General features: G+C 57.7%; 8 protein-coding genes and 4 pseudogenes. 7 read left to right on the top strand and 5 right to left on the bottom strand.

Features of this window, described 5'->3' with window-relative positions:
• The first annotated feature begins 361 nt into the window (after positions 1-361).
• Positions 362-1,624, top strand: coding sequence for a putative Na+/H+ antiporter (locus tag QCE73_RS36570; RefSeq protein WP_309885719.1), 1,263 nt, complete (start codon positions 362-364; stop codon positions 1,622-1,624).
• A gap of 978 nt (positions 1,625-2,602) precedes the next feature.
• The gene (locus QCE73_RS36565; protein ID WP_309885718.1) at positions 2,603-3,082 is read left to right on the top strand and encodes a hypothetical protein; all 480 of its coding nucleotides are present in this window, start codon (positions 2,603-2,605) and stop codon (positions 3,080-3,082) included.
• A gap of 55 nt (positions 3,083-3,137) precedes the next feature.
• Here the strand turns inward: QCE73_RS36565 and QCE73_RS36560 are convergent.
• Together QCE73_RS36560 and QCE73_RS36550 are read right to left on the bottom strand one after the other, a co-directional pair.
• Positions 3,138-3,794, bottom strand: a pseudogene (locus QCE73_RS36560) (integrase core domain-containing protein); the annotation flags it as partial.
• Between the two features lie 209 nt (positions 3,795-4,003).
• Positions 4,004-4,489 (bottom strand): hypothetical protein, encoded by a 486-nt coding sequence (locus QCE73_RS36550; RefSeq protein WP_309885717.1) that lies wholly within the window; start codon positions 4,487-4,489, stop codon positions 4,004-4,006.
• A 553-nt stretch (positions 4,490-5,042) separates the two neighbouring features.
• On the opposite strand from QCE73_RS36550, the gene QCE73_RS36545 reads away from it, so the two are divergent.
• Complete coding sequence (locus QCE73_RS36545; RefSeq protein ID WP_309885716.1) at positions 5,043-5,672, top strand: MEDS domain-containing protein; 630 nt, start codon at positions 5,043-5,045, stop codon at positions 5,670-5,672.
• Between the two features lie 38 nt (positions 5,673-5,710).
• Positions 5,711-7,315 (top strand): ATP-binding protein, encoded by a 1,605-nt coding sequence (locus QCE73_RS36540; RefSeq protein WP_309885715.1) that lies wholly within the window; start codon positions 5,711-5,713, stop codon positions 7,313-7,315.
• A gap of 1,049 nt (positions 7,316-8,364) precedes the next feature.
• On the opposite strand, the pseudogene QCE73_RS36535 reads toward QCE73_RS36540, so the two are convergent.
• A pseudogene (locus QCE73_RS36535) lies at positions 8,365-8,950 on the bottom strand (VIT1/CCC1 transporter family protein).
• A 114-nt stretch (positions 8,951-9,064) separates the two neighbouring features.
• Positions 9,065-9,640, bottom strand: a complete 576-nt coding sequence (locus QCE73_RS36530) for a cytochrome b (protein WP_309885714.1) — start codon at positions 9,638-9,640, stop codon at positions 9,065-9,067.
• A 337-nt stretch (positions 9,641-9,977) separates the two neighbouring features.
• Between QCE73_RS36530 and QCE73_RS36525 the strand changes: the two genes are divergently transcribed.
• Complete coding sequence (locus QCE73_RS36525) at positions 9,978-11,324, top strand: sorbosone dehydrogenase family protein (RefSeq protein WP_309885713.1); 1,347 nt, start codon at positions 9,978-9,980, stop codon at positions 11,322-11,324.
• Between the two features lie 488 nt (positions 11,325-11,812).
• Here the strand turns inward: QCE73_RS36525 and QCE73_RS36520 are convergent, their stop codons facing one another.
• Positions 11,813-12,613 (bottom strand): EAL domain-containing protein, encoded by an 801-nt coding sequence (locus QCE73_RS36520; RefSeq protein WP_309885741.1) that lies wholly within the window; start codon positions 12,611-12,613, stop codon positions 11,813-11,815.
• A gap of 362 nt (positions 12,614-12,975) precedes the next feature.
• On the opposite strand from QCE73_RS36520, the pseudogene QCE73_RS36515 reads away from it, so the two are divergent.
• Both QCE73_RS36515 and QCE73_RS36510 read left to right on the top strand, forming a co-directional pair.
• Positions 12,976-13,506: pseudogene (locus QCE73_RS36515) on the top strand (IS630 family transposase); the annotation flags it as partial.
• A gap of 5 nt (positions 13,507-13,511) precedes the next feature.
• Positions 13,512-13,753: pseudogene (locus tag QCE73_RS36510) on the top strand (DUF6429 family protein).
• The last annotated feature ends 42 nt before the right edge of the window (positions 13,754-13,795 follow it).

Here is a 13,795-nt window from a genome sequence, read left to right as displayed (position 1 = left end):
GGTTCTTGAGGCAAGTCGAATGGTAGATGCTAAGCGGTGACCGCCAAGATGCCAACGATACTGGCAGCGCTCCGCTGCGATGAGGTCCACGGGTGGCGCTATGTTCGTAACCGAGTCGGTTGCACATGACCGTTTTAAACTGAGGTCGAAGCCGCATTTCCATTGGCGACGTGCGGTACGTTTGATTTGCACACTCGCTTGATAGCTGCCTGCAACGGACGATCTGGTACCCTGTCCGCACCCGCCCCGGTTTGAGCGGCGTAGTAGAGCGCCTGTCTGTAATGACCAGACCGCATGAAGGGTTGCTGTAATATAACAGGCCGACGAACTCGCGGGTCGCATTCACACGAACCCTTCTCCAATGCCCCATTCCGTTGAAATCGCTGCCGCCGTTATCTTCGCACTTGCACTCATCCATACTTTCTCGGTAGCACGGATCGAGACGCTTAGCCACCGCTTTCCCCGACACTCAGGTCTCTTTCACTTCCTTGCTGAGGTCGAGGTCATCTTTGGATTTTGGGCGCTTGTCCTATGTCTCGTGATGTGGATGCTGGTCGGGTCCGCGACGACTGTGGCCTATCTCGAGCATCGCGAGTTCACCGAAGCGCTGTTCGTCTTTGTAATCATGGTTATTGCGGCAAGTCGGCCAATCCTGGTGCTCGTCACAAACGTTGTGATCTGGTTGTCTCGGTTCTTGCCGGTGCGCACAGAAGTGGCGGCTGTCTGGCTCTCGCTGTCCGCAATTCCGCTTCTCGGTTCCTTCGTTACGGAACCGGCCGCAATGACGCTCGCTGCGCTTTTGCTGCGCGATAGATTGTTTGTCGCGCAGGTACCGGAGCGAGTCAAGTACTTCGGTCTTGCTTTGCTCTTCGTGAACGTCTCGATCGGTGGCGTTTTGACTGCGTATGCAGCCCCGCCGGTGTTGATGGTCGCAAGTGCGTGGGAATGGAACACTGGTTTTATGGCGACAACATTCGGCTGGAAAGCAGCCCTCGCCGTTGTTGTCAACGCATCGGTCTTCGTCGCGCTCACGGCTAAGAGCGTGCCGACGCTGCCGTCACGCGATTGTGCGGACGCTGTGCCGTTAGAGCGAGTGCCGGTAGGCGTCACCATTGTTCATGTCGTATTCCTCGCGCTGGTCGTCATCAATTCGCATCACACCGTCGTCTTCATTGGAGCGTTCCTTTTCTTCCTCGGATACACACAAGCCTACGAGCGCCATCAATCGCCGCTCATGCTCCGTGAGAGTCTCCTTGTCGCGTTCTTCCTCGGCGGCTTGATTGTGCTTGGCGGACTGCAGCAATGGTGGCTACAGCCGGTCGTGGGTTCGATGGACGCGCTCGCGCTCTACGTCGGCGCGACAGGGTTGACGGCTGTGATGGACAATGCAGCCATCACCTATCTGGGATCGCTCATCCCTGATTTATCTGACCGCGCAAAGTACCTATTGGTGGCGGGCGCCGTGACCGGGGGCGGATTGACCGTAATTGCCAACGCGCCTAATCCCGCAGGCTTGGCGATACTTGGCCGTCAGTTTCACGGAGGCGCCGTGAGCCCGCTGAAATTGCTCGGGGCCGCATTGCTACCCACTCTCACCGCCGGGGTAGCCTTCTTATTTTTGTAAAGGCTGGAAGGGACGACGTTAGTCGTGGCGCTCAAACGCTTCGCTCTTCGTGACCGTCATCGACACAGGATTCGCAGTCAGGTTCCGCCAGGCTAATGTCTCGCTTGCGCGATTTTGCGAGCGTCATACTAAAGCGCGAGAGCGCGAGACTACCTCGCCCGAGTCAAATGGATTACCGACGTAATCGTCCCCGCCTGCGTCGAGTCCGGCAATTCGATCTGTCGTATCCCTTGCTGTCGGCCGACACTAGAAGAGGAACTGCATGGCCATGCATGCGAAGGTGCGTCAGAAGACTCATCCCAGATAGACCGGTGTAATCCCAAGACCAGCACAACAATTTCGTAGCGAGTGGCCGACAGTGCAAGCTTTGCGCGTTGTCCAGTCGACCAGTCGAGCGTGAACAATGCATTGCGTGAGGTCGCCTCTACCCGGCACCGTCTTAAGGTCTCCCTCTAGCCGCTGCTCGATAGTCGTCGACAACCACGATTCGAGACAAACTAGTCGAGTTTCGCGGCGCGTCCAATTATGTTGCTGTAGTTGCATTGCGTGCCTCAAGTAGAGACTCCGACCTTCTTGAAGCCTCACCGCGACTTCTGCGTTGGCGCCGAAAAGGCCGCATAGCGCAACGGCGCGCGCGTGAATCGTTCTCAATTATAAAACCCGCTCGCCGTTCGAGAATTGATGATTCCGATGACGCATGAAGCATCGAACGCAGGTAAGTCCACAATCTCGCAGCAATTTTGGGTTTGCGACGCGACTACCCGGCGTTCCTACGGAGGGGCACAAACACCGCCGGAACATTTCTTGCGCAGCACAGATCGGCGACGACATCGACGGAGACGAGAGGAACGCTGATCGGAATCCCGCACAAACGATTCGCCACCGGTCCCGCAACCGCTTCACCTCGGAGAACCGCGAAGGTCGCAACAACGATAAGCCGCGTTAGCCACTCAAACAGACGTACAGGAGGTCTCAATCATGAAAAAGCTGATATCTGTCATCGCATCCGCACTACTTGCCACGGCAGCATTCCAACATGCAGCAGTCGCCGCAGACGCGCAAAAAGCTCAAATGAAGGCAAACAGCGAAAAGATGGAAGCCCAGGCTACAGCGAACAAGAAAAAGGCCGAAGCGCAGAGCGATGCGGCGAAGGCACAAGCGTCGGCGAACGAAGACAAAGCATCTGCACAGGCCGATGCCGACAAGAAGGCCGCCAAAGGCACCATGGCGACCACGGCAGCGGAGGCGTCCGGCGCCCGGAATAATGCGGCAAACGCGCAGACCAAGGCGAACAAGAAGATGCGGGATGCGCAGACGAAAGCCGACAGGAAGAAGCGGGATGCCGCCAACGATGCGAACGTAGCGCAAGCGAAGGCCGACGAGAAGAAGGTCGAAGCTCAGAACGACGCAAACAAGAAGGCAGCCGAAGCGAAGGTCGATGCCGCGAAGAAACAATAAGCTATGCGATTCACAGACGCCGTTTCACTTTCTTGCAAACCGTTTTCGTGGCGTTCTAAAACTCGCGTGCTTCGACCAGAGCCACGAGATCAAGCACGCGCCGATGATGCTCGACACGAGTCTTGTCGACTTGCCATTCGCGATGTCGGATTCGGCCTTTTGTTTCGTCGTAGGCGCCTTCCACCTGTTGCGCAAGAGGTGTGGTTTCGCTTACTTTCCGGATTCGGTCCACGGGCATCTTTCCTTCGAGCGAGCCGTGCCGGTGGTTCCAGTTGTATTCGAATTGCCCAGCCATCAATTCGCTGTTCGATCGGATCATTGGCCGGCTAATGGTGAAACCATCACTCGGTCAGGTGAGAAAGCTGTGACCGATCGAACTTGCCATTGAGGGGTGGCGAGCGTGGTGAGATCAGTTGCAATGTCATGGTTTCGCATATCAGACGTCTCTGCGCCGATTTGGCGAGGAACTCGCCGCCCTGTGAGTCTGGACACGCGCGATACGAAAAGACATCTGCTCGATCACGAGATCAAGGAAAAGTAGCGTATGACGGGCATTTCTGCGGGATCGGCGGCCAGTACGCGGAAGCGCGAACAGTCGTTGATGCCCTCGTACTGATAGACGCCCGCGCAATCTTCATGGTGTCCATCCGGACCGATCGCCCAGAACCGGGCGACCAGAGCGTCTGTAGGGCGACAGGCCAGGCTTCATCAATTTGAGTGATCTCCGCGACAAGATCTGCCTCCCGCAGCCGATACTACATCTGCGATCCCATTCCGTTCACGAGAGCGCAACATGATGCCTTGAAAGCGCTCGATATCCGCGAGTCGAAAATCCACTACGAAGTCGTCGGTCCCGATTCGTTCGCCGAATGACCATGCGTCAGCGCTTCCGGCGCAGCGGAGGTTCAAACAAATCGGACTTCAGCCATCGTCGCGCTCCCCATCATCCGATTCCATGCGCGGATGGGGGGGCCGTGGCCGGAAACCCTTCAGCTCGGCATGCGCCTGCGCCATGAACACATCAGGCCAAGTGCCGCACAGGATCTCGAACGGGATCCGCGCGTCGAGCAGAGGTGCGGCGAGACCATGGTCTTCCGGCAAGTCGCCCCACATGGCCCGCTGTACCAGGACCACGGCACCGCATTTCGCAATGTGCTCGAGCACGGGTTCGAATTCTTTGCCGAAAAGCAATGGGCCATAGGTCTGCGCGAGAGTGGTCAGGACCCGCAATTCAATATGGCTGGGTTTGACCGGCACGGGCCGTCCTTCGACGCTGTGACTTATCGCGCCAGCACGGCGGCGCCGTGTGATGGTCCGGTCAAGTTCGAGCACGATGCGCGCGACTTCCGGGTCGGGAAACGACTCGAATGCCTCGTCGTCGTCAAAATTGTCTGCACCTTGTCCCACGGCCCCACTCTCTATCGTAGATCGGCATTCGTCGATATTACCACCGAACCGCTACCACAATAATATTTTGTATTAGGACTCCGAATGCTTTGAAAACTGCCATATATTAGGTCACAACGCCCTGGTCGCAAGCCGAATTCGTCGATTTACTAGCGGCGCCAATCCGTCTCCAATGCATTTCTGACCACAGAAACGGTTTCTTAACAAAGACTCGAGCGATCACGACGCGTTGCTAGGTCCGTTCCTTGGCGAATGGTATAGGTGTCTTGAAACTGATCGGGTAAAAGACTCTCGCATCATTTCAACGCGAAAGTCCCAAACGCCATGCGTCCCTTCGGGGTGCACGTCGATTTTGATTAGTCTGAAGAAATATGGTGCTCCGGTCGTCGTTACCGCTTCGGACGCCTTGCCCTGCGACGAACTGTGAATTGCGGGTCCATCTCGGGCGGCGATGCCATAGAATCGTCTGGCTGTTGAACCACATCATGGTCAACCCACCGGCGCCGGGCTTCCCCGCCGCTTTGCGAAACACGTGGTCAACCAAGGAGGAAATATGGACAGTCCCATTACCATCGCCGGCACGCCGATGGACGCCTATCACGTTTGCGCGTTTTTCAACAGCCGCGATGAGGAATACGACGCGCTGAATCCGTTCTACCAACAGGCGATAGCGAATGGAGAAAAGAACTTTCACATCGTCGATCCCGCCAACCTGGATGACCATCGGGCGAGACTGGACGCTGCGGGCATCGACACGCATGAATGCGAGGCGTGCGGACAGCTCGAAATCTTCACATGGCCCGAGGCCTATCTGGATGACGACGGCGCATTCGACAAAGACCGCATGCTCGCGCTGGTAGATCGGCTCACCGGCTCAGGACGCGATAGGGGATTCTCCCAGCTCCGCATCATGGGAAACATGGACTGGGCATTTGGAGAAACGCCCAACGCGCCAGACCTCATCGCATACGAAGCCGAAGTCAACGAGATTATCGAACGCAACCGCCAGCCCGCCGTGTGCGTCTACGATATGGCCAAACTCTCGGGGGCCATGCTCATGGACGTGTTGCGCACCCATCCGCTGACCCTCATCAACGGCATCGTGCAGGAGAATCCGTTCTTTATCCCGCCATCGGAGATGATCAGGGAACTGGAGTTTCGCAAGCGACGCGCGCAGGCTTGAGACGTTCCTTCGCCCAGCAGAGCCATCGACATAGAAAAATGGACAACGACCGATTCAGCGGGGAAAGTGCGGAGCACGCGCTCAGGGACCTGATGGGATTGCTGGCGCTGCCAGCACTCTGGGCAGGCGGCGATGGCAAGGCCATCGTCGGATTGATGACGCAGGCCATCGAACGGATCGTTCCGCTGGACCTCTGTTATGTCGACGTTCCCTTGCTGCCAGCCGCTGCTCCATTTGTGCAGATGCGCTTGAACGGCCGCGATGTCACTACGGACAACTCCATCGCATGGCGGGAATCCGTAGTCGAATGGCACCGGCTCCCAATCGGTACCAGGGTCAATCTGTGCGATACGCCCGCGGGTCCGATGAGGATGATCCGCCTAAGCATGGGATTCAGCTCCGGGCAAGGAAGCGTGTGGTTCGGGGCCGCTGCCGCCCACTTTCCGACACTCAACGAGATTGCCTTCTTGCGTGCGGCCACCTCTCAGGCCGCGACCGGAATTCAGGCCGCCCGAGCGGCTCACGAGCGCGAGGAGGCAAACAGGGCGAAAGACGAATTTCTCGCCATGCTCGGCCATGAGTTGCGCAATCCGCTTGCGCCAATCACCACCGCACTGGCGCTGATCCGACGCGAACGCGGCAACGTGACCGATCGGTATCACGAAATCATCGAGCGTCAGGTCGCTCATCTATCCAAGCTGGTTGAGGACCTTCTGGACGTCAGCCGCATCACGCGAGGAAAGATCGAACTGAAGCGCGAGAGCCTGCGCATCAGTTCGGTCATCACTCGTGCGGTCGAAGCGGCCAGCCCGCTTGTAGAACAGCGAAATCAGCGACTCACGGTCGCGCTATCCGACGATGGAACGCAGATCTTCGGCGATCTTACGCGTCTAACGCAGGCGTTCAGCAACCTGTTAAACAACGCAGCCAAATATACGGACGCGGGCGGCGAAATTCGCGTCGAGGCGCGAACGACTCCCGGCCATGTTGCGGTCTGCATCCGTGACAACGGCGCAGGCATCAGCGCGGAGTTAATGCCGAGACTTTTCAAAATCTTTGAGCAGGGACGCACTACGATCGACCGGTCGAAAGGCGGCCTGGGCATCGGCCTCGCCCTCGTGAAGAATCTGGTGGAACTGCATGGCGGCACTGTCGATGCAAGCAGTGACGGGCCGGGGAAAGGTTCTACCTTCACGGTGACACTTCCTCTCGCAACGCGCGCTGAACTCGCCAGCGCGCATGCCTTGCCGGCTTCTTCCGCCTCGGAGTCGTCGAGCCGGACAGGCTTACGTGTCCTGCTGGTCGACGATAACGTCGATGGCCTTCTGTCGATGGAAGCCTTTTTGACGGAAATGGGCTTCGAGGTCGCTACGGCTCTCGATCCCATCGAAGCGCTGGACATCGCTGCGCGCTTCGCGCCGGCCGTCGCCGTTCTTGATATCGGCTTGCCCGGTATGGACGGATATGAATTGGCGCTCGCCCTGCGCACGCAACCGCAGCACGCACAACTTCGTCTTTTCGCTCTTACGGGTTACGGTCAGTCCGAGGATGTCAGGCGCGCTTCGGCGGCCGGCTTCGAACGACACTTCGTGAAGCCTGTGGCATTGCCTGACCTGGTTCGCGCGCTGGACGGCGATCAGTGAGGACCATCTACACAGTATGTAGCTGTCGCTGCAATTGTTCTGGTAGAGCTCGCGTCGAGCGCTGCCTTGAATCCTTCTCCCGTAAGCAGCTTCAGAATTCCATTAAAGCGATCCGATAATTTGTGCACACGCTCCTCTTCAATTTATACCGCCGCGGCACACGCAAGCTTGCCCGGTCCGCCCCCCACAAACTTCCACGAACGTCGGGACCACCCACATCTTTGGATCCAAGACTCTTTCCAAAGCGGTGGTTGCTGTATACACGGCGACCAACCGCTTCAAGTCCTCTTCGATCCTTCGAAATGAGAACGTCCCTTTTGTGAATCGAGCCGCCGCTTGAATGTCCCTTGGCAAGCGCAAAACAATTTCCGCAAATGGCCGAATGCGGTACGATGTTAGAACCAACCGAGTTGCGCCGCGCGGCTCGGTTTCCGTAAGGCCGAAGACGACCCCCACAAGCGTCCTTCGGCCCAACGTTCGTGACCGTCCGCTGCGAAAAGATTAAGCCGACGTTCGCAAGCCCTCTGTTATGTATTACCGGCTTTCGTCCAATAGCGCGGTCGATGCTGTCCAGCCCGAGCCAGTTGCAAGCGTCGACGGCGATCTTGCCCATCGTCGAGTGAGGCACCGACTACTGGAATTCGCGCAATATTTAGCCCGTCGCTCTCTTTCGCTGACAGTCCGCGCATTCGCTGATCGTGGATTTGCCGCGTTCCCTCGGCGGCGGTGTGCATGAATATTCAGATCACGCGTTGATCGGCAATTTAATCGATCGCAACCGATAGCTGCCTCTGGATCACCCAGCCGCGACCATCCGTGTAATCCGCCGCAGTTCTCAGGCAACACGCATGCACCCTTCAATGCGCGGGCCATCGGTGATCTCGTCGACGTGTCCCGATTTGCCGAGGTCAAGGCGACCACCAATACGGCGATAGGCGGTAATAACGGCGGCTTTGGCTGCTGGACGTTCCGGAAAAATTTAGGCCGAGCAAGCAGATGACAACCGTCGCGGAATAGAAAGTTACTATAGTGCGGAAAGCTGTCACGGCTCAACTTGCGCCGAATATAGCACCGACTGCGGATGCCACACCCATCGACAGCGCGCTCCAGAAAGCGACCCGTAATACACCACGACCCACTTTCGCTCCTCCGACGCGCGCGGCAAGTCCGCCAAGGATCGCTAGGGATACCAGCGCCGTCACCGCGGTACTTGGGGCCACCCATCGCTGCGGGGCGAGCGCCGTGACGATGAGCGGCAAAGCAGCTCCCACCGAAAAGCTGCTGGTTGACGCTAGCGCAGCCTGCAACGGATTTGCAACGGTCGTTTCCGAAATACCCAATTCGTCGCAGGCATGTGTGCCAAGTGCGTCGTGAGCCATTAAAGCCTGCGCAACCTGTTCGGCAAGTGCCATGTCGAGGCCGCGCTGTACGTAAATCGCGGCCAACTCTCGATGCTCGTGCGCCATCCGCATCGAGCTCCGCCTGCTCTTCGGCGAGCGCCGCAGTTTCTGTATCCGCCTGCGACGAGACCGATACGTACTCGCCTGTCGCCATCGACATCGCGCCGGCTACCAATCCAGTCAGGCCGGTCAGCACCAGATCGCCGTGTTCTGCGTACGCGGACGCGACGCCGATTATCAGACTCGCCGTCGAATTTATGCCGTCGTTCGCGCCAAGGACCGCAGCGCGTAGCCACCCGATCGCCTTGATTCGATGCGGTTCCTTGTGAGCCTTGGGCGTTGGCGGACCCTAGCGGTCTCGACCCTGATCACGCGACGGGCCTGCGTGGGGCAACATCCTTTGCAGCACATGGTCCTTCAGGACATAGCGGTGGAACAGCGCTGCGACGACATGCAGACCAATCAACGCGAAGAGCACCCATGCGAGGATGCCGTGCACATCCCCCATCGCGTGGCCGAAGGCCGAGCCCGGTTCGCTCAGCGCCGGATAGGACACCACGCCCAGCAAGCGGACCGTCCAGCCTCGTGAGGACGCGTTGATCCAGCCGAGCAGCGGCACTAGCACCAGGGCGGCGTAGAGGAGAACATGCGTTATGCGCGAGACGACGCTGAGTAGCGGTGGCAGTTCATCCGGCGTGGGCCAATGCGTCAATCGCCAGATCACCCGGATTGCCATGACGGCGACGAGCGTCGCGCCCACGCCAAGATGCCACGCGATCAGATCAACCGGCTGCGTGTCTTTGTGGACGTCCGGCATCGTCCAGCCGATCACAAATTGCATTGCGACCAACAGGACGGTTAGCCAGTGCAGTGTGCGTGCGACTGCGTCATATGCCGGACGCTGCACTTTGTAGACCTTCGCCATTCTTGCTCCTCAAGTTGTCACGACTTGATGAATTGATGGGAGTGCGCAGCCTGCGAATCTTGAGTTGATGGCCTGAAAAAAGCACTACGCAAATCCGATAGATGCTAGCGACTTTATCTTAAGGAAAGCTGACGCCCGGGAGGAGCGATCCGGATGCTCGACTCCGCTGCTTTTCCCGCACAACCGCCAATGTGGGGTCAGCACGACCGGAAGCCGGGAGGCCGAGGTTTTCCACTTGAATCACAGAATAGTTTGCGCATTAGCAGGCAACGTCATGGCCGGCTTCTTGCTGTTCGTCCCGTGCACCGTCCATTAACGCTCTTCACTCGGAACCCACATGCGCCTGCTAAACCGTCTGGCTATTTCACTGGTTTTGCCGCTGGCCTCCTGTGCGATCGGACCAACAGGTTCAAGCGACGCGGGCTTCGGCGTGTCGCCCGCCATGCCGGCTCCGGAATCGTCCTTGATTCCGATGGTCAACATCGCGCCCGTTCAGGCGCGCCCCAACGGTTTTATGCCCACCGCTCCCACAGGCTTTCGCGTCACCGAGTTTGCCGGTGGCCTCGCGCACCCGCGCTGGCTTTATACGCTGCCCAATGGTGACGTACTGGTCGCGGAAAGCGACGCGCCAAAAGAACACGATAAGGGCAGCGGCATATTCGGCTGGGTCAGAAAGCAGGTCATGAAGCGCGCCGGCGCCGGTGTGCCGAGCCCCGATCGTATTGTGCTGTTGCGCGATGTGGATGGCAGCGGCGTCGCGAGGACTCAGACCGTGTTTCTGGGTGGCCTCCACTCGCCGTTCGGCATGGCGCTCATTGGCAATCAACTCTATGTTGCCGATACGGACGCTCTGTTGCGTTTCAACTATGTGACGGGCACCACCCAGATTACAAGCCCCGGCGTCAAGGTTGCCGACTTGCCGGCCGGGCCGATCAACCATCACTGGACCAAAAATATCCTGGTCGATCACTCCGGCAAGCATCTGTACATCACGGTGGGATCGAACAGCAACGCAGGGGAAAATGGAGTCGACGCCGAAGAAGGTCGAGCGCGTATCCTCGTGTTCGACATTGACACGCGCCATGTGCGGCCCTATGCGACTGGATTGCGCAACGCCAACGGACTTGCTTGGCAACCGGACAGCGGCGCGTTGTGGGCGGCAGTCAATGAGCGGGACGATCTCGGCAACAATCTTGTCCCCGACTACATGACCGCCGTGAAAGATGGCGCTTTTTATGGCTTTCCCTACAGCTACTACGGGCAGCACATCGACACTCGCGTCAAACCGCAACGCCCCGATCTGGTTGCAAAAACCATCGCGCCGGACTATGCACTCGGCAATCATACGGCTTCGCTAGGTCTGGTCTTTTACGACCGGACACTGTTCCCGCCTCATTATCGTGGAGGGGCATTTGTCGGCCAGCATGGATCATGGAACCGTAAGCCGCGTACCGGCTACAAGGTGGTGTTTATTCCATTTGTCGATGGAAAACCTGCTGGCGTACCTGAGGATTTCCTGAGCGGCTTTCTGACGGCAGACGGCGACGCCGTGGGTCGACCCGTTGGTGTCGCACTGGACGCGCATGGGGCCTTGCTTGTGGCTGACGACGTCGGCAACGCTGTATGGCGAGTAGCGCCGCGTAACAACGACAAATCGGCTGACATCGCGCCGGTGGGTAAGTGACACAGCCCCGGCCGGTTTGATCGGCAACCGGGCGGCCGCAAGGTTATCGTGCCGATTAGAACCGCTCCATCACTCAAACCAGCATGCCCGTGGCGTCACTTCAAAAGACGGCGACCCGCAACTGGGTCCCGGTGACGCTCTACAGTAAAGAGCCAGCACTGGCGTGATTCGGCAGTTTGTCGTGATTGATCGGACATCCGCGCCGAATGACCGCTCGATCGCCAAACTATTGCGGCGGCTGGCGAAGCCTACCGGCGCGCTTAGTGGAAGGTAAGATATAAAATCACGGATGGGGAACGCTTCCGCGGAACTCACTACCGAAAACAAACCGCCCGCGCCCTAGCTTAGCTTGCACCAACAACCAACTTACAACCGCAGCAAGGAAAAAGCGGCGTTTTCATGCGCGTTACCCAGCAACTTCTCGGCAGCACGAAGCTGTGACAATATTTATCCGAGATTGCCCTACATACTGTGATTCTGCTTTTTGCTCACGGGCTGGCGACAAGCCAGTCTGCAGTTGGCGTTGGCATCGCTTTCAAAGCGGGCCTAGCAAAAAGGTATCCTTGCATCAGCGAAACATCGTTGGCAGCAAGGAAGTCACGTTCGCCCTTTGTTTCAATTCCTTCCGCAATCACTTGCACGCCGAGATCCCGACACATTGCCAGCACGCCTCGCACGATATTCTGTCGAACGCGATCAGTGTCTATTCCTCGAATCAACTCCATATCGAGCTTGATAAGATCGGGCTGAAAATCAACAAGCAGAGTAAGCCCAGAATACCCCGCTCCAAAGTCGTCGATTGCAGTTTTGAAACCGAAGCGTCGGTACGCGCGGAAGATGTCCACCAAGTGTCTTCGGCTAATGATATTTTCGCCCTCGACTGTCTCGAAGATAATTTGGTCGGTCGGAAAGTTGTGCTTCTCGGCCGCTTCAAGCGTGCTCCTTATGCAGGCCTCCGGTTGATAGACTGCATTCGGCATGAAGTTGATTGACAAGAAGCTGCCCATGCCTAACGCAGCAGCCTGAGAGATGGCAAGGGTTCGGCAGCGCTGGTCGAAGTAGTAGCGATTCCTTTCATCAACCTGCGCGAGAACGGACGCCGCTGGCTCCCCGTTCAAACCGCGAACCAGCGCTTCATGGGCATAGGGCATGCCTAGGCTTGTATCGACGATTGGCTGGAAAGCGAACGCCATGTCGATGGGGTGTTCCGGAGCGACCCGACATCCTGCGCATCGACGTGATGCGTCCTTAGACTGCTGTTCCCGCCCTTGTTGCTGTTTCTCAATCATTTTCGCAAGCCCAAAGCCTAAAGTTGCCTCGACATAGATCGTTATCGGCACGCCCGTGCAACAACTTGAGCCATTCTGAATAACTCTCTGTGCGTTGACGCTCAGCATTCTCTGTCGCATTTGACCGCCAATTTGGTGCCGGAACGCGAGTTGGTCGTAAAGCGAGAATCGCCAAGACGAGTCCGTCGCAGTTGCTCTCTCGTAGATAAAAATAAACTCGTCACCGATTGAGAAATAAAGTCGTCAACTGGCGGGAAATGACGGCCGACCGTGCCCTTCTTACTCCACTCCAATGAGGAAGTCCGACGTCCGCTAAATGAATCTTTCACCGCGATCTAGTCTTGAAGCTGTCAATCGGGCGAGATCGATACTCGCCGCTTTTGCCGTTGGCCCCAGGCATTCTCGAGCGACGCACTCACGACTACATGCGTTACGGTACGACCACGCTCTTTGCTGCGCTGGACATTGTCACTGGCGAAGTGATCGGCGAGGTGCACCGGCGCCATCGCAGCAGCGAATTCCTGCGTTTCCTGCGCACCATCGAAGCCAGCGTGCCGCCCTACTTGAGTGTGCATCTGGTAATGGACAATTACGGCACACCTAAGACTCCCCCGATCAAGGCGTGGTTCGCTCGTCATCCCCGCTTCGAGGTTCACTTCACACCCTCTTCGGCGTCATGGCTCAATCAGGTCGAACGCTGGTTCGCCACGCTTACCGAAAGATACCTTCGTCGCGGCACGCATCGTTCGACGCGCCAACTCGAAGACGCAATCCGGCACTACGTTGACGTCTACAACGCCTACACCCAGCCGTTCATTTGGAGCAAGTCGGCCGACGAGATCCTGGCTAGTCTCGAACGGTTTTGTGTGCGTGTTCAGAAGGCCGCGGGATGAGTGTCATGAATATTAAGACCGACGCGATCGACGAAGCCGCCCTGGCACTTCTCTACCTGACCCTGCACGATCAGTACCGCGCGTGGAAAGGCCTCGACTGGGACGTGCTGAATCGCCTTTACGAAAAGGGCTTCATCCGCGACCCCGTCAACAAGACGAAGTCGGTGGTCTTTACTGAGGAAGGGTTATATGAGTCCGAGCGCCTATTAGGCAGCATTTCGTTATCCGGGACCAAACGAGCAATTAATGAAACGAACTTCTAACTCACTACGCTAAGACTCCCAGTCAC

Origin of the sequence: Caballeronia sp. LZ029, from assembly GCF_031451275.1 — a bacterium.
GTDB lineage: Bacteria > Pseudomonadota > Gammaproteobacteria > Burkholderiales > Burkholderiaceae > Caballeronia > Caballeronia jiangsuensis.
Note: the sequence above shows the minus strand (reverse complement) of the source record. Positions and strands in the feature narration are given on the sequence as shown.